Origin of the sequence: Cupriavidus sp. DF5525 (assembly GCF_040149425.2) — a bacterium.
Classification (GTDB): Bacteria; Pseudomonadota; Gammaproteobacteria; order Burkholderiales; family Burkholderiaceae; genus Cupriavidus; species Cupriavidus pickettii_A.
This window is the reverse complement of record NZ_CP168265.1, coordinates 4,011,072-4,025,693: the sequence shown is the minus strand read 5'-3', so window position 1 is coordinate 4,025,693 and position 14,622 is coordinate 4,011,072. Positions and strand designations below refer to the sequence as shown.

Annotated in this window: 16 protein-coding genes and 1 tRNA gene; 9 read left to right on the top strand and 8 right to left on the bottom strand. The window is 65.8% G+C overall.

The window, feature by feature from the left end:
- Positions 1-91 precede the first annotated feature (91 nt).
- The 4 genes from argJ (at position 92) to ABNX08_RS18795 (ending at position 3,213) form a co-directional block, all read left to right on the top strand.
- Entirely contained in the window at positions 92-1,318 is a 1,227-nt protein-coding gene (gene argJ / locus ABNX08_RS18810) for a bifunctional glutamate N-acetyltransferase/amino-acid acetyltransferase ArgJ (RefSeq protein ID WP_022536672.1), read from the top strand.
- A gap of 126 nt (positions 1,319-1,444) precedes the next feature.
- Positions 1,445-2,350, top strand: a complete 906-nt coding sequence (locus ABNX08_RS18805) for an ATP-binding protein (RefSeq protein ID WP_022536671.1) — start codon at positions 1,445-1,447, stop codon at positions 2,348-2,350.
- A complete protein-coding gene (locus tag ABNX08_RS18800) occupies positions 2,347-2,793 on the top strand; it encodes an NUDIX domain-containing protein (protein ID WP_022536670.1) in 447 nt (148 codons plus the stop codon). Before ABNX08_RS18805 ends, ABNX08_RS18800 begins: the two co-directional genes overlap by 4 nt.
- A gap of 57 nt (positions 2,794-2,850) precedes the next feature.
- On the top strand, positions 2,851-3,213 hold the full coding sequence (locus ABNX08_RS18795; protein ID WP_022536669.1) for an OPT/YSL family transporter: 363 nt from the start codon (positions 2,851-2,853) through the stop codon (positions 3,211-3,213).
- 178 nt (positions 3,214-3,391) lie between these two features.
- Here ABNX08_RS18795 and ABNX08_RS18790 read toward each other — a convergent pair whose 3' ends face one another.
- From ABNX08_RS18790 to pilB, 6 genes are all read right to left on the bottom strand, one after another.
- Positions 3,392-3,583: a DNA gyrase inhibitor YacG gene (locus ABNX08_RS18790; RefSeq protein WP_022536668.1), complete on the bottom strand. Its 192-nt coding sequence runs from the start codon at positions 3,581-3,583 to the stop codon at positions 3,392-3,394.
- A 30-nt stretch (positions 3,584-3,613) separates the two neighbouring features.
- Positions 3,614-4,372 carry a cell division protein ZapD gene (zapD, locus tag ABNX08_RS18785; protein ID WP_022536667.1) on the bottom strand — a complete coding sequence of 253 codons (759 nt, stop codon included), beginning with the start codon at positions 4,370-4,372 and terminating at the stop codon, positions 3,614-3,616.
- A gap of 247 nt (positions 4,373-4,619) precedes the next feature.
- Positions 4,620-5,258: a dephospho-CoA kinase gene (gene coaE / locus ABNX08_RS18780; RefSeq protein ID WP_022536666.1), complete on the bottom strand. Its 639-nt coding sequence runs from the start codon at positions 5,256-5,258 to the stop codon at positions 4,620-4,622.
- Positions 5,259-5,344: 86 nt separating this feature from the next.
- On the bottom strand, positions 5,345-6,244 hold the full coding sequence (locus ABNX08_RS18775; protein WP_022536665.1) for an A24 family peptidase: 900 nt from the start codon (positions 6,242-6,244) through the stop codon (positions 5,345-5,347).
- 3 nt (positions 6,245-6,247) lie between these two features.
- Entirely contained in the window at positions 6,248-7,519 is a 1,272-nt protein-coding gene (locus ABNX08_RS18770) for a type II secretion system F family protein (protein ID WP_022536664.1), read from the bottom strand.
- 69 nt (positions 7,520-7,588) lie between these two features.
- Positions 7,589-9,313 (bottom strand): type IV-A pilus assembly ATPase PilB, encoded by a 1,725-nt coding sequence (gene pilB / locus ABNX08_RS18765; RefSeq protein ID WP_349607170.1) that lies wholly within the window; start codon positions 9,311-9,313, stop codon positions 7,589-7,591.
- A 206-nt stretch (positions 9,314-9,519) separates the two neighbouring features.
- On the opposite strand from pilB, the gene ABNX08_RS18760 reads away from it, so the two are divergent.
- The gene (locus ABNX08_RS18760; RefSeq protein WP_374063626.1) at positions 9,520-9,660 is read left to right on the top strand and encodes a hypothetical protein; all 141 of its coding nucleotides are present in this window, start codon (positions 9,520-9,522) and stop codon (positions 9,658-9,660) included.
- A 112-nt stretch (positions 9,661-9,772) separates the two neighbouring features.
- Here ABNX08_RS18760 and ABNX08_RS18755 read toward each other — a convergent pair.
- Positions 9,773-9,849: transfer RNA gene (locus ABNX08_RS18755), tRNA-Pro, on the bottom strand.
- 145 nt (positions 9,850-9,994) lie between these two features.
- A complete protein-coding gene (gene ispB / locus ABNX08_RS18750) occupies positions 9,995-10,924 on the bottom strand; it encodes an octaprenyl diphosphate synthase (protein WP_051369817.1) in 930 nt (309 codons plus the stop codon).
- Positions 10,925-11,454: 530 nt separating this feature from the next.
- Between ispB and rplU the strand changes: the two genes are divergently transcribed.
- From rplU to proB, 4 genes are all read left to right on the top strand, one after another.
- Positions 11,455-11,766, top strand: coding sequence for a 50S ribosomal protein L21 (gene rplU / locus ABNX08_RS18745; RefSeq protein ID WP_006576525.1), 312 nt, complete (start codon positions 11,455-11,457; stop codon positions 11,764-11,766).
- Positions 11,767-11,805: 39 nt separating this feature from the next.
- Entirely contained in the window at positions 11,806-12,066 is a 261-nt protein-coding gene (rpmA, locus tag ABNX08_RS18740) for a 50S ribosomal protein L27 (protein WP_011299102.1), read from the top strand.
- Positions 12,067-12,275: 209 nt separating this feature from the next.
- Entirely contained in the window at positions 12,276-13,373 is a 1,098-nt protein-coding gene (obgE, locus tag ABNX08_RS18735) for a GTPase ObgE (protein ID WP_022536659.1), read from the top strand.
- A 100-nt stretch (positions 13,374-13,473) separates the two neighbouring features.
- Positions 13,474-14,592, top strand: a complete 1,119-nt coding sequence (gene proB, locus ABNX08_RS18730; RefSeq protein ID WP_022536658.1) for a glutamate 5-kinase — start codon at positions 13,474-13,476, stop codon at positions 14,590-14,592.
- Positions 14,593-14,622 lie beyond the last annotated feature (30 nt).

Genomic DNA, 14,622 nt, shown 5'->3' with positions numbered 1-14,622 from the left:
TAGGAAACGACATGCCCGCCCTCCGCGGGCATGTTTGTCTGAGACAAGCAATTCGCTAGCAGAAAGCGCAAGCAGGAATAGAGGAGTCCACATGCCCGTCAATCTTCCGCTGCCCCAGGCAGAGAACCTGAAATCCGTCGCCGGCGTGGAGCTCGGCTGGGCCGAGGCGGGCATCCGCAAGGCCAATCGCAAGGACGTGCTGGTGGTGCGCGTGGCCGAGGGCAGCACCGTGGCCGGCGTCTTCACCAACAACCGCTTCTGCGCCGCACCGGTGCAGGTGTGCCGTGAGCACCTGGCTGCCGGCAAGGGCATCCGCGCGCTGGTGGTCAACACCGGCAACGCCAACGCCGGCACCGGCGAGCCGGGCCTGGCCAATGCCCGCGCCACCTGCGATGCACTCGCCGCGCAACTGGGTATCGCCGCCGAGCAGGTGCTGCCGTTCTCGACCGGCGTGATCCTGGAACCGCTGCCGGTGGATCGCCTGGTGGCCGGCCTGCCCGCCGCCATCGCCAACGCCAAGGCCGACAACTGGCTGGCCGCCGCCGAGTCGATCATGACTACCGACACGCAGCCCAAGGCCGCGTCGCGCACGGCGCAGATCGACGGCAAGACCGTGACGCTGTCGGGCATCAGCAAGGGCGCCGGCATGATCCGCCCCAACATGGCGACCATGCTCGGCTTTATCGCCATGGACGCCGCGGTGGCCCAGCCGGTGCTGCAGGCGCTGGTGTCGCACGCCGCCGACCACTCGTTCAACAGCATCACCATCGACGGCGATACCTCGACCAACGACTCGTTCGTGCTGATCGCCACCGGCAAGTCCGGTGCCGTGGTTGACCGCGCCGAAGGCCCGGCCTTCGAGGCGCTGCGCGACGCGGTGACCGCGCTGGCGCAGGAGCTGGCGCAGATGATCGTGCGCGACGGCGAAGGCGCGACCAAGCTGATGACCATCCGCGTCGAAAGCGGCAAGGACGTTGCCGAGTGCCGCCAGATCGCCTACGCGGTCGCGCACTCGCCGCTGGTCAAGACCGCGTTCTATGCGTCGGACCCCAACCTGGGCCGCATCCTGGCCGCGGTGGGCTATGCGGGCATCGATGACCTCGATGTCGGCCGCGTCAACCTGTGGCTGGACGATGTCTGGGTGGCCCGCAACGGCGGCCGCAACCCCGACTACCGCGAAGAAGACGGCCAGCGCGTGATGAAGCAGGCCGAGATCACCGTGCGCATTGCGCTCGGCCGCGGCAATGCCGAAGCCACCGTATGGACCTGCGACCTGTCGCACGATTACGTGTCGATCAACGCCGACTACCGCTCTTAAGCACCCCGGGTTTGCTCCCCTCTCCCGCATGCAGGAGAGGGGCCGGAGGAGAGGGCAGGCGTTTCCGGATACGCGATGCCCCGCAAATCCACCCCTCTCCCCAACTACTGACACCGTCACGCCGCCATGTCCGACCTCACCTCCCGCCTCGACAACTTCCTCGCCCGACTCGAACAATGGCTGCCGCCGCAACTGAGCGATGCGGACTGGCAGGAGGCGGTAGCGTTCCGCTGGCGCAAGCGCCAGAGCCTGTTCGGCAATATCGGCTACCTGCAGCCGGTGCGCCAGCTGCCGCCGATCCACCTGGACGACCTGAAGAATATCGAGCGCCAGAAGGACGCCATCGTCGCCAACACGCGCCAGTTTGTGAACCAGCTGCCGGCCAACAACGTGCTGCTGACCGGCGCGCGCGGCACCGGCAAGTCGTCGCTGATCAAGGCCTGCCTGAACGCCTTCGTCAAGGACGGGCTGCGCCTGGTCGAGGTGGACAAGGATGACCTGGGCGACCTCGGCGATATCGTCGAGCTGGTCTCGCAGCGCCCCGAGCGTTTCGTGATCTTCTGCGACGACCTGTCGTTCGAGGAGGGCGAGTCGGGCTACAAGTCGCTCAAGTCGGCGCTGGATGGCTCGGTCGCGGCGCAGTCGGACAATGTGCTGATCTACGCCACCTCCAACCGCCGGCACCTGCTGCCGGAGTACATGAAGGACAACGAGACCTACCGCCACACCGACGACGGCGAGATCCACCCCGGTGAAGTGGTCGAGGAGAAGATCTCGCTGTCCGAGCGCTTCGGGCTGTGGCTGTCGTTCTACCCGCCCAAGCAGGACGAGTACCTGACCATCGTCGGCCACTGGCTCAAGCACTTCGGCTGCACCGACGAGGACATCGCCGCGGCGCGCGGCGATGCGCTGGTGTGGGCGCTGGAGCGCGGCTCGCGCTCGGGCCGGGTGGCCTGGCAGTTCGCGCGCGACTGGGGCGGCAAGCATGGCAAGCCTTTTATCGCCGACGTGAACGGCGACGCCAAGGCATGAGCGTGTCCATGCAAAGCCCCGCAGAAACGGCTGATAATCCTCCGCGCAAGGTCACCGAGGTCGCCGTGGGCGTGATGGTGCAGCCCGACGGCCGCTTCCTGCTGGCGCAACGCCCTGCGGGCAAGCCCTACGAAGGCTACTGGGAATTCCCCGGTGGCAAGCTGGAGCCCGGTGAGTCGGTAGAGGCCGCGCTGGCCAGAGAACTCCATGAAGAGCTGGGCCTTGACGTAACGCAATGCGAGCGCTGGCATACCCTCGAACATGACTACCCGCACGCCTATGTGCGGCTGTACTTCTGCAAGGTCACGGCCTGGCGGGGCGATCCCGTCGGGCGCGAAGGCCAGGCCTTTTCCTGGCAGCAAACGCCCGTGACAGTCGGGCCGCTGCTGCCCGCCACCATCCCGGTGGTGGAATGGCTGGCCGAGGAAGCGCGCAACGACTGACCTTGCCATTGCCGCGGCGCCCGCTTCTGCGCCGCCAGTCCAAGGAAAGGAACCTGCATGCTTCGCGTCGACCGTATCGCCGACGACATCTCCCTGCCTGAACTGACCCTGCGCGGCATTATCCCCGGTGCGCTCATCACGGTCGTGTTCACCCCCTCGAACATCTACCTGGGGCTGAAGGTCCGCCGCGGCGACGGGGTGCGGCTGCCGGTGCTGGCGGTCGGGATCGGCATCTACCTGCCGCCGACCATCAGCTCGGCGCTGGTGGTCGGGGCGATGCTGTCGTGGCTGCTGCTGCGGGCCGAGCGCCGCCGCGCCACCGCGCGCGGGGACGACGTCAAGCTGGCGCTTGAGCACGCCGAGCGGCGCGGCACGCTGCTGGCCTCGGGCCTGATCGTCGGGGAAAGCTGGTCGGCGTGATGCTGGCCGCGGTGATCGGCCTGTCGGGCAAGGATGCGCCGCTGGCGCTGGTGGGGGCGGGGTTTGAAGCGACCGCGCAGTAGCTGGGCCTGGCGGTGTTCGTGCTGGTAGGCGTGGGCTTCTACCGCCGCGTGCTGGCGGCGGCGCACTGAAGCGTCTGGCCGGTGAGAGGGGACGCTCAGTCGTCCTCTTCCTCACTCAGGTCGGCGGACGGCGTTTCGCCCGGCTTGCTGCCGATCACGTACTTCTCGGACGCCCACGCGCCGAGGTCGATCTGCTTGCAGCGTTCGGAACAGAAGGGGCGGAACTTGTTGTCGGGCACCCAGGGTACATTGGTGCCGCAGGTGGGACATTTGACGACGGCAGGCATAGCGCTAAAAGCAGGCTTCAGGAATCGACTTCAGAAATTGCAGAGTTTCAGCAGAAACGGGATATCCGCATCGACCGAGCGCGGCCGCAGGTCGCCGTCCTGCTGCGTGAAGCGCACCCACAGCATGTACTTGTTGGCGCTCATTTCCGGGATGAACGCCAGCAGCGAATCATCCAGGTAGACCTGCATCAGCTGGTAGCTGCGCCCGGACAGCATCTGCTGGTAGCTGCCGCCGGTGGCGATCACCTTGCCGCTCTGGCCGGCTTCGCGCAGCAGGCGCAGCACGATGGTGGTGCCCATGCGCAGCGACACCAGCGGGCGCGCCCATTTGAGGATATCGGCGCGGCGGTCTTCTGCGGGGCGGTGCTGCCAGGCGTAGTAGGCCGGCAGGTCGAACTCGCAGGTGCCGCCGGGGATGATGGCGCGGCTGCGGATGCTGGTCAGCCACTCGTTGTCGGTCAGCAGCTGGCCGGCCTTGCCCACGGTCTGGTTGAGCATGGCGATGCCCTGCTCGATCTCGCCGATCACGGCGTCCAGCGTTTCCTGATGGATCTGTGGATTGGCGCGCAGCGGCGCCAGCGCCTGGCGCTGCCGTTCCAGTTCCTTGATCAGGTCGGTCTTGAGATCGGCACGGCCCGCTACGTCGATGATCTCGAACAGCGTGGTCAGCGCGACATGGTGCTGCTGGGCATGATCCTGGGCGAGGAAGTAATCCAGCCGATCGAACAGGTCCTCCAGGCGCAGGAGCGTCCTGATGCGTTCGTTGAAAGGATATTCGTACAGAATCAAGTGCTATGTCCGTGCAGGGCGTCGGGCGAGCTCCGTGGCAGGAGCTCGCCCGGTGCAGAATGTGGCCCGGGAAACGCGGGGAGATGCCAAACATGGGGCGCCTCGAGTCGCATCGAGTGGCGCATCATGTGTCGATCCGTGCAGTATGCGGCTATTTCCCGGCATGTTCCAGCGGATTCTATGCGAGACAAGGGCCGAGGACAATGTCATGTGCATGATGCGGTGCGCTGGCACGCCGACTTTGCTGTTATACGCCGGACTCGGGATGGACCTCGCCGGCCGCGGACAGTTCACGGTAGTAGCGGTCGAGCCGGTCGACCTGGTCCACCAGCGCCTCCACCGGGCCGTCGTTGTCGATGACGTCGTCGGCACATGCCAGGCGCGCGCCGCGCGTGGCCTGCTTTGCCATGATGGCCTGGACCTGCTCGCGGCTGAAGCCGTTGCGTGACATTACGCGCGCCACCTGCGTGGCCTCGCTGCAGTCGACCACCAGCACGCGACCCACCCGTTCGCGCCACGAGCCCGACTCCACCAGCAGCGGCACCACATAGATCAGATAGGGATGTTCGCCGGCGTCGCGCACGGCCTGGGCGCGTTCGTTGGTCAGAGCGCGGATCAGCGGATGCGTAATGCCTTCGAGCCGTGCCTTGGCGGCCGGGTCGGCGAATACCAGCCCGCGCATCGCGTCGCGGTCCATGGCGCCGTCAGGGCGAAGGCAGCCGGGGCCGAAGGCCTCGACCAGCGCCGGGATGGCGCGCCCGCCCGGGGCGGTGATCTCGTGCGCGAGCAGGTCGGTGTCGATGATCGCTGCGCCGCGCGCTGCGAACATGTCGGCCACGCGGGTCTTGCCGCTGCCGATGCCGCCGGTCAGTCCGATTTCCAGCATGTGGGATTCTGTGAAGGGTTCGATGGCGATGTTGCCGTCACGATACCAGCTTCACGCGTTCGCGTCGGACGGTCACCACGCCGGCTTCATGGCAGCGCCAGCGGCAGCACGCCCGGGCCGAACCCCAGCACCACCACGCCCGCCAGCGCGATGAAAGGGCCAAAGGGGAAGGGTGTATCACGCTCCTGCCGGCGCAGCGCGATGCTGGCCAGCCCGAACACCACGCCCGCGACCGACGACAACAGCACCAGCGCCGGCAGCGCCTGCCAGCCGAACCACGCGCCCAGCGCGGCCATCAGCTTGAAGTCGCCGAAGCCCATGCCTTCCTTGCCGCGCACCAGCCGGAACAGCCAGTACGCCACCCACAGCACCAGGTAGCCGGCGGCGGCGCCGATCACCGCATCGGCCAGCGGCACGAACAGGCCACCCAGGTTCAGCAGCAGGCCCAGCCACAGCAGCGGCAGCGTGATCTGGTCGGGCAGCAGCTGCGTGTCGGCATCGATCATGGTCAGCGCCAGCAGCGACCACACCAGCACCAGCGCGGCCAACGTCTGCCAGCCCGGCCCGAAGCGCCACGCCAGCAGCGCGCTCAGCAGGCCGCAGGCCAGCTCCACCAGCGGATAGCGCACGCTGATCGGCGTCTTGCAGGCCGAGCAGCGCCCGCGCAGCAGCAACCAGCTCAGCACCGGCACGTTTTCCCACGGCGCGATCGCGTGCCCGCAATGCGGGCAGGCCGAGCGCGGCACCATCAGGTTGTAGCGGGCGGGATAGGGCAGCGGGTCGCCGCGCAGTTCGGCGATATAGTTGGCCTCGTCGCGCTCCATCATGCGCGGCAGCCGGTGGATGACCACGTTGAGGAAGCTGCCGACCACCAGCCCCAGCAGGGCCGCCACCGCGACCATGAAGGCCGGCGGCAGCGCCGCCAGCGCGTGCAGCAGCTGCCCGCTGCCGGTCGGGAAAGGCGAGGTGGAGAATGCCAAAGCCATCCCTTACACCACCTGTCCCAGCTTGAAGATTGGCAGGTACATCGCCACCACCATGCCCCCGATCAGCACGCCCAGCACCACGATAATCAGCGGCTCGATCAGGCTGGAGATCGCGGCCACGGCATCGTCGACCTCGCGCTCGTAGAACTCGGCGACCTTCAGCAGCATATTGTCGAGCGCACCCGACTCCTCGCCGATCTGCGTCATCTGCAACACCATGTTGTCGAACACATGCGTCGCCTGCATCGCATTGGTCAGGCTGGTGCCGATGCGCACCGATTGCTCGATCTCGCGCGTGGCGTCGTAGTAGAGCCAGTTGCCGGCGGCGCCGGCGACGGACTCCATCGATTCCACCAGCGGCGTGCCGGCGGCGAACATGGTCGCCAGCGTGCGCGTCCAGCGCGCGATCACCGCCTTGCGGAACAGGCTGCCGAAGATCGGCAGCTTCAGCAGCACGCGGTCGGTGGCGCGCTGCACTTTCTCGGATTTCTTCAGGGCGCGCAGGTAGAAGATGATGCCGCCCACGGGTACGCCGATCACCAGATACCAGTACTGGACAAAGAAGTCCGAGATCGCGATCACCACCAGCGTCGGCGCCGGCAGATTGGCGCCGAAGCTCGAGAACACGCCCTTGAACGCCGGGATCACGAACAGCATCAGGATCACCGTGACGGCAAAGGCCACGGTCAGCACCGCGATCGGGTAGATCATCGCCGACTTGATCTGGCTCTTCAGCGCGATGGTCTTTTCCATGTAGAGCGACAGGCGCTCCAGCAGGGCATCGAGGATACCGCCCTGTTCGCCGGCATCGATCAGGTTGCAGTAGAGCGTGTCGAAGTACTTCGGATGGCGCCGGAACGCCGCCGCCATGCTGCTGCCGGCTTCGATGTCGGAACGGATGTCCGACAGCAGCTGGGTGAAGTTGGGGTTGACATGCCCGCGCGCGATGATGTCGATCGACTGCAGCAACGGGATACCCGCCTTGAGCATGGTCGACAACTGCCGCGTGAAATAGGCGATGTCCTTCTCGGTAATCTTGCGCCCGCGCGCGGCCTTGCGCTTCTTCAGCTTGACGATGGTCAGGCCTTGCTTGCGCAGCGTGGCGGTGACCTCGGCCTGGTTCTCGGCGCGCAGCTCACCGGTGAAGGTCTTGCCCTTGCGGTCCTTGCCTTCCCACTCAAAGATGTACTGGGTGGGTGCCTTGCGCCCCTTCCCTGATTTCGCCCGTGACGGCGCTGCCGTCCGGGCGCCCGCCGCTGGTGCGCGCGTCGCCATGATTTTGACCCCCGATGTAAATGACGTTTGTTCTACGTCTTGTATTTACGTTGTGCCCTACGTGTCCGACTAAATATTCGTGGTCGCCAGCACTTCTTCGAGTGACGTGACGCCCTGCTTTACCTTCAGCAGCCCCGCGTCGCGCAACGATAGCACGCCGTCCTTGCGCGCCTGCTCCGCGATTTGCAAGGCCGTGCCGTGCGACAGGATGATCTGCTGCATGGCCTCCGTGATCGGCATGACCTGGTAGATGCCGCAGCGGCCCTTGTAGCCGCTGCCGTTGCAGCGCTCGCATCCGACCGGATGGAAGGGCTGCCAGCTGCCGTCGATATCCTGCTCGCGGAACCCGGCGTCGAGCAGCGCCTGGTGTGGCAAATCGCCCTGGCGCTTGCAGGTGCACAGCCGGCGTGCCAGCCGCTGCGCGGTGATCATCAGCACGCTTGACGCGATGTTGAAGGGCGCCACGCCCATGTTCATCAGCCGCGTCAGCGTGGTCGGCGCGTCGTTGGTGTGCAGCGTGGACAGCACCAGGTGGCCGGTCTGCGCGGCCTTGATCGAGATATCGGCGGTTTCCAGGTCACGGATTTCGCCGACCATGATGATGTCCGGATCCTGGCGCAGGAACGAGCGCAGCGCCGCGGCAAAGGTCAGCCCGGCCTTGTCATTGACGTTGACCTGGTTGATGCCGGGCAGCTGGATTTCGGCCGGGTCCTCCGCAGTGGAGATATTGATATCGCCCTGGTTCAGCAGGTTCAGAAAGGTGTACAGCGACACTGTCTTGCCGCTGCCGGTCGGGCCGGTCACCAGCACCATGCCGTAGGGGCGCTTGATCACGTCCAGCAGCAGTGCCTTCTGCTCCGGCTCGTAGCCGAGTTGGTCGATGTCGAGCTTGTCGGATGACGATTCGAGAATCCGCATCACGATCTTCTCGCCGAACAGCGTCGGCAGCGTCGACACGCGGAAGTCCACCGCCTTCTCGACCGTCTCCTTGGCGTCCTTGTCCTTGGGTAGCGAGAGCAGCAGCTTCATGCGGCCATCCTGCGGCACGCGCTTTTCAGAGATATCCAGCCGCGACAGCACCTTGATGCGGGTAGCGATCTTGTCGCGGATATCCAGCGGCGGGCGCGCGACTTCCTGCAGCACCCCGTCCACGCGAAAGCGGATACGGTAGAAGGTTTCGAACGGCTCGAAGTGCAGGTCGGACGCACCGCGATGGAAGGCCTCGGTCAGCAGCTTCTGCAGGAAGCGCACCACCGGGGCGTCGTCGATGGCCTCGGCGGCAGTGCGGTTGCGCTGGGCGCTGGCGGCGGCTACCGGGTCGTACTCGATCAGCTTGCGCTCGACCTGTACCGGCGAGATGTTCTTCAGCGTGCCCAGCGCCTCGCCGGCGGAGCGCACGTGCTTCATCAGCTTGTCGTGCTCAACCACCACCGCTTCGACCGGCAGTTTGTACTTTTCCTTGATCGCATCCAGCCCGGCCTGGTTGGACGGGTCGGATGTTGCCAGCACCAGCCGGTTCTCGCGCCGGCCCAGCGGCAGCAGGCGGTGCGCATGGAACTCACGGTTGCCGGCCAGCGCCGGCGGCACCTTGTTGAGGTTGTACTGCGCCAGGTCCAGCAGCGGCAGCTGGTACTTGTCCGCCGCGAACAGCGCCAGGTCGTGCGCGCTCATGGTGCCGCTGCCGACGATTTCGTCGATCAGCTGCGACTGCTTTTCGCGCGCGGCCTGCTCCAGCTGAGCAAGCAGGGCGGGCGCGATACGCCGGCTCTGGGCCAGGGCAAGACCGAGTGTCATGGCAGGTGCGCTGTGCGGTTGGACGGTGGCCGCTGGCCACGGAGGGGGCGGGACGGTCCCACGTCCCCGGATCGGGGCAGTTTGCCGCCGGGGTCACTTTTTGTAAAGGCGACGACAGCGCGGTGTTGGCGTTTGCGCGACACAAGCGCAACCCTACTTGCGCGGGGAGAAGGGGTGATTTCACCACCGCCGAGGCCGCCGAATACATGGAAGTCTCGATCGCCACCTTCCGCCGCCTGGTGCGGGATGGCAAGCTGAATGCTCGTGTCGAAGTGGGACGTAGGCAGCTTTTCTGCGTAGCCGACCTGAGGGCGTTCAAGCGTCAGCGCGAGGCGATCAAGGGTTGATCGGACGGTAGCGGCGCAGCCGATCTGGCGTGTGGGGGACACGCCGTGGCCCGAATGGCCGGCACAAAGACAAAGAGCCGAATCAACTCACGTCGATTCGGCTCTTTAAATCTGGTCGGGGTGAGAGGATTCGAACCTCCGGCCTCTACGTCCCGAACGTAGCGCTCTACCAGGCTAAGCTACACCCCGATTTAGTCTTGCTGGCTAACGCTTAACCGTTAAGTTTGGTCGTCAGCAGCAAAGAAGGCAAGTTTAGCAGCGTTTTTTTTGAAAGGGAAGAGGGGCAGGCAAAATCGCACTTCGTCCCGCTTCCGTTGCCTGCGCCACGTTCCCGTTAAGACAGTCGCTGCAGCGAGGACGAGCAGAGCTGGATCAGGGTCTCTTTCAACTCCGACGCGGGGAATTGCATCGCCGCTTTTTCCGCAGCCTCGGCCTCACGCCGTGCCGCTTCGAAGGTGACCTCCAGCGCGCCGCTGGCGTGGATCGCGGCGAACACCGCGTCAAAGTGCTCGGTGCCGCCCTGGACGATGGCGTCGCGCGCCAGCTGGCGCTGCTCGGCGGTGCCGTGCTCGAGCAGGTGCAGCAGCGGCAGCGTGGGCTTGCCTTCGCGCAGGTCGTCGCCGGCGTTCTTGCCCATCTGCTCCGCGCTGGCGGTGTAGTCGAGCATGTCGTCGATCAGCTGGAAGGCGGTGCCGATGCGGCGGCCGTACTCGGCCGCGGCTTCTTCCATCTCCGCGTCGGCGCCGGCCAGCACCGCGCCCAACTGGGCCGCGGCCTCGAACAGCTTGGCGGTCTTGTAGCGGATCACCTGCAGGTAGCGCTCGATGGTGACATCCGGGTCGTGCATGTTCAGCAGCTGCAGGACCTCGCCCTCGGCGATCACGTTGGTCGCGTTGGACAGGATTTCCATGATACGCATGCTGCCAGCATCGACCATCATCTGGAATGCGCGCGAGTAAAGGAAGTCGCCCACCAGCACGCTGGCGGCGTTGCCGAACACCGCGTTGGCGGTATCGCGGCCGCGCCGCAGTTCGGACTCGTCGACCACGTCGTCGTGCAGCAGCGTGGCGGTGTGGATGAATTCGACGACGGCGGCCAGCTCATGGTGGCGGTGGCCGTCGTAGCCCAGCGCGCGCGCCGTCAGCAACAGGATCACCGGGCGCAGGCGCTTGCCGCCGGCACCGATGATGTATTCGCCGATCTGCTCGATCAGCGGGACTTCAGAAGACAGCCGCTGGCGGATGACAGCATCGACCGCGCGCATGTCTGCAGCGACCGGGGCAAGCAAGGCAGTGGCGGAAGGCTGGGACAAGATGATCACCGTTACGCAAAACCGGACGATTATATGCGAAGCCCACGCCGTTCTACGCATGCAGCGCATTCTAAAGATGGCCGCTCAGGGTATGCGCGCAGGGTGTTCGCGTGGCGCGCATCTATAATTCGGGCATGGACAAGCCCGTATCTCGCCGCCATTTGCGCCGCACCGCCCTGTGGGTGGCGTTTGCCGCACTGGCGGGATTCCTGCTCGCCGACCTGACCTGAGCCGGGCGCCCTCGCTTTGTGGCGATGCCGCCGCCCACAGGCTATGTGCCTGTTTTCTTTGCGCTTTTCCCCAACCTCGTTTACAATTCCCGGTTTCCTCCGGTTGCTACGCTCGCTTTGCGGGTGCTGACCGGCGGGAGATAACCGGGCCGCAGTGAGCCCGCCCACGCGCCAGGCCGTGCATTGACCGGCCGCGCAGGGTGCGCCCAGTGCCGGCATTCGGCGTTTTATTCACATCCGAGAGGTTCGACAATGTACGCGGTCGTAAAAACCGGCGGCAAGCAATACAAGGTTGCTGCTGGCGAAAAACTGAAAGTAGAACAGATACCGGCAGACATTGGCGCAGAAATCACGCTCGACCAGGTGCTCGCAGTGGGCGCCGGCGACCAAATCAAGTTTGGTACGCCGCTGGTTAGCGGGGCTTCCGTCAAAGCTACCGTTATCTCCCAAGGTCGTCACGACAAGGTGAAGATCTTCAAGATGCGCCGTCGCAAGCACTACCAGAAGCGTCAGGGCCATCGTCAGAATTACACCGAACTGCGCATCGAAGCGATCGTTGCCTGATCGATCGAGCGTAACCAGGTAAAGCGACAGGAGTAAGACATGGCACAGAAAAAAGGCGGCGGTTCCACGCGGAACGGCCGTGATTCCGAATCGAAGCGTCTGGGCGTGAAGGTGTTTGGTGGCCAGGCCATCAACGCCGGCGGCATCATCATCCGCCAGCGCGGTACCCGCGTGCATGCCGGCGACAACGTCGGCGTGGGCAAGGACCACACGCTGTTTGCCCTGGTGGACGGCCACGTGCAGTTCGCCGTCAAGGGCCCTGCCAAGAAGCAGCACGTCAGCGTCGTCCCGGCGGCCTGATAACAGCCTTTGCAGGATGAAGGCCCCGCAACGCTTGCGGGGCTTTTTCTTTTCTGGCCACAATTAGAGGCACTATCAAAACGATGCTGGCGCGGTCTTGAGGTTCGCCTCGCTCGTTTCGCTCGTTTCGATAGCGCCTTTTGCGGTGCGCCCGGCAGGGCAGGCGGCATCCGGCCGCCAGCCCGCCGCTCCATCACGGAAAACCCATCATGAAGTTCATCGACGAAGCCCGAATCGAAGCCATCGCCGGCAACGGCGGCAATGGCAGCGCCTCGTTCCGGCGCGAGAAGTTTGTGCCCTTCGGCGGCCCGGATGGTGGCGATGGCGGCCGGGGCGGCAGCGTGTTCGCCGTGGCGGACCGCAATATCAATACGCTGATCGACTTCCGCTACGCCAGGAAGCACGTGGCGCGCAACGGCGAGAACGGCCGCGGCTCCGACTGCTACGGCGCGGCTGGCGAAGACGTCACCCTGCGCATGCCGGTGGGCACGCTGATTATGGACATGGACACCGGCGAGGTGATCGCCGACCTGACCGAGCACGGCCAGCGCGTGTGCCTGGCCGAAGGCGGCATGGGCGGGTGGGGCAACCTCCATTTCAAGTCCAGTACCAACCGCGCGCCGCGCCAGCAGGTGGACGGCAAGCCGGGCGAGCGCCGCATGCTCAAGCTCGAGCTGAAGGTGCTGGCCGACGTCGGCCTGCTGGGCATGCCCAACGCCGGCAAGTCGACCTTTATCTCGCATATTTCCAATGCGCGCCCGAAGGTGGCGGACTACCCGTTCACCACCCTGCACCCCAACCTGGGCGTGGTGCGCGTGGACCATGAGCAGTCGTTCGTGGTCGCCGATATTCCCGGCCTGATCGAAGGCGCGGCAGAAGGGGCGGGCCTGGGCCACCAGTTCCTGCGCCACCTGCAGCGTACCGGCCTGCTGCTGCATATCGTCGACCTGGCGCCGTTCGACGAGGCGGTCGACCCGGTCGCTGAAGCCAAGGCCATCGTCAACGAACTGAAGAAATACGACGAGACCCTGTACGACAAGCCACGCTGGCTGGTGCTGAACAAGCTCGACATGGTGCCCGAGGAAGAGCGCGTCACGAAGGTGAAGGACTTCCTCAAGCGCTACAAGTGGAAGGGCCCGGTGTTCCAGATCTCGGCGCTGACCGGCGAAAACTGTCGCGACCTGATCTACGCGATCAAGGACCACCTGCTGGCGATCAAGGCCGCAGAGGCCGCGGCGCTGGCCGAGCCGGACATCCGCCTGGACGAGCGCTTGCACAACGTCGACCAGGGCGAGCGCGAGGCATAAGCAAGGGGCCGCCGACGGCTGGCCTCACCGCAGCACACTACATACGGACAATTCGGGCGCGGCGCCCGCCGCCGGCTGCCCGGGAGACAGGATTCCCGCCATGCAATCGGTCATCGCGCAGGCAAAGCGCATCGTCGTCAAAGTCGGCTCCAGCCTGGTCACCAACGATGGCAAGGGGCTGGACCACGACGCCATCGCCCGCTGGGCTGCCCAGATCGCCAAGCTGCGCGTGGCGGGCAAGGAAGTGGTGCTGGTCAGCTCTGGCGCCATCGCCGAAGGCATGCAGCGCCTGGGCTGGGTGCGCCGCCCGAAGGAAATCCACGAGTTGCAGGCCGCCGCCGCCGTCGGCCAGATGGGCCTGGCGCAGGTCTATGAAAGCCAGTTCGGCCGCTACGGCATCCGCACCGCGCAGGTGCTGCTGACCCACGCCGACCTGGCCGACCGCGAGCGCTACCTGAACGCGCGCTCCACGTTGCTGACGCTGCTGTCGCTGGGCGTGGTGCCGATCATCAACGAGAACGACACCGTCGTCACCGACGAAATCAAGTTCGGCGACAACGACACGCTGGGCGCGCTGGTGACCAACCTGATCGAAGGCGACGCGCTGGTGATCCTGACCGACCAGCGCGGCCTGTACACCGCCGACCCGCGCAAGGACCCGGCCGCCGAGTTCGTGGACGAGGCGCTGGCCGGCACGCCCGAGCTGGAAGCGATGGCCGGTGGCGCCGGCACGTCGATCGGCCGCGGCGGCATGCTGACCAAGATCCTGGCGGCCAAGCGCGCGGCCAAGTCGGGTGCCCACACCACCATCGCCTCCGGGCGCGAAGCCAACGTGCTGGAGCGCCTGGCCGCCGGCGAGGCCATCGGCACCCAGTTGCTGGCGCCAACCGGCCGGCTGACCGCGCGCAAGCAATGGATGGCCGACCACCTGCAGCTGCGCGGGCGCGTGGTGATCGACAACGGCGCGGTCGAGAAGCTCACCAGTGGCGGCAAGTCATTGCTGCCGATCGGCGTGGTGGAAGTCCAGGGCGAGTTCGCCCGCGGCGAGGTGATCGCCTGCGTCGACATGCAGGGGCGCGAGGTCGCGCGCGGCATCACCAACTATTCCAGCGCGGAGGCGCGGCTGATCGCACGCAAGCCCTCTTCCGAGATCGAATCCGTGCTCGGCCACCTGAACGAGCCTGAGCTGATCCATCGCGATAACCTGGTGCTGGTCTGAGGCACAGGCAACAAGCGAAGAAGAAAAAAC

Coding starts and splice junctions, on each gene's coding strand:
- proB (WP_022536658.1), top strand. CDS start 13,474: ATGCAATCGGTCATCGCGCAGGCAAAGCGCATCGTCGTCAAAGTCGGC.
- ABNX08_RS18770 (WP_022536664.1), bottom strand. CDS start 7,519: ATGGCGACGCGCGCACCAGCGGCGGGCGCCCGGACGGCAGCGCCGTCA.
- ABNX08_RS18760 (WP_374063626.1), top strand. CDS start 9,520: ATGGAAGTCTCGATCGCCACCTTCCGCCGCCTGGTGCGGGATGGCAAG.
- ABNX08_RS18795 (WP_022536669.1), top strand. CDS start 2,851: ATGCTTCGCGTCGACCGTATCGCCGACGACATCTCCCTGCCTGAACTG.
- ispB (WP_051369817.1), bottom strand. CDS start 10,924: ATGCGCGCGGTCGATGCTGTCATCCGCCAGCGGCTGTCTTCTGAAGTC.
- coaE (WP_022536666.1), bottom strand. CDS start 5,258: ATGCTGGAAATCGGACTGACCGGCGGCATCGGCAGCGGCAAGACCCGC.
- pilB (WP_349607170.1), bottom strand. CDS start 9,313: ATGACACTCGGTCTTGCCCTGGCCCAGAGCCGGCGTATCGCGCCCGCC.
- ABNX08_RS18790 (WP_022536668.1), bottom strand. CDS start 3,583: ATGCCTGCCGTCGTCAAATGTCCCACCTGCGGCACCAATGTACCCTGG.
- obgE (WP_022536659.1), top strand. CDS start 12,276: ATGAAGTTCATCGACGAAGCCCGAATCGAAGCCATCGCCGGCAACGGC.
- rpmA (WP_011299102.1), top strand. CDS start 11,806: ATGGCACAGAAAAAAGGCGGCGGTTCCACGCGGAACGGCCGTGATTCC.
- argJ (WP_022536672.1), top strand. CDS start 92: ATGCCCGTCAATCTTCCGCTGCCCCAGGCAGAGAACCTGAAATCCGTC.
- rplU (WP_006576525.1), top strand. CDS start 11,455: ATGTACGCGGTCGTAAAAACCGGCGGCAAGCAATACAAGGTTGCTGCT.
- ABNX08_RS18805 (WP_022536671.1), top strand. CDS start 1,445: ATGTCCGACCTCACCTCCCGCCTCGACAACTTCCTCGCCCGACTCGAA.
- ABNX08_RS18775 (WP_022536665.1), bottom strand. CDS start 6,244: ATGGCTTTGGCATTCTCCACCTCGCCTTTCCCGACCGGCAGCGGGCAG.
- ABNX08_RS18800 (WP_022536670.1), top strand. CDS start 2,347: ATGAGCGTGTCCATGCAAAGCCCCGCAGAAACGGCTGATAATCCTCCG.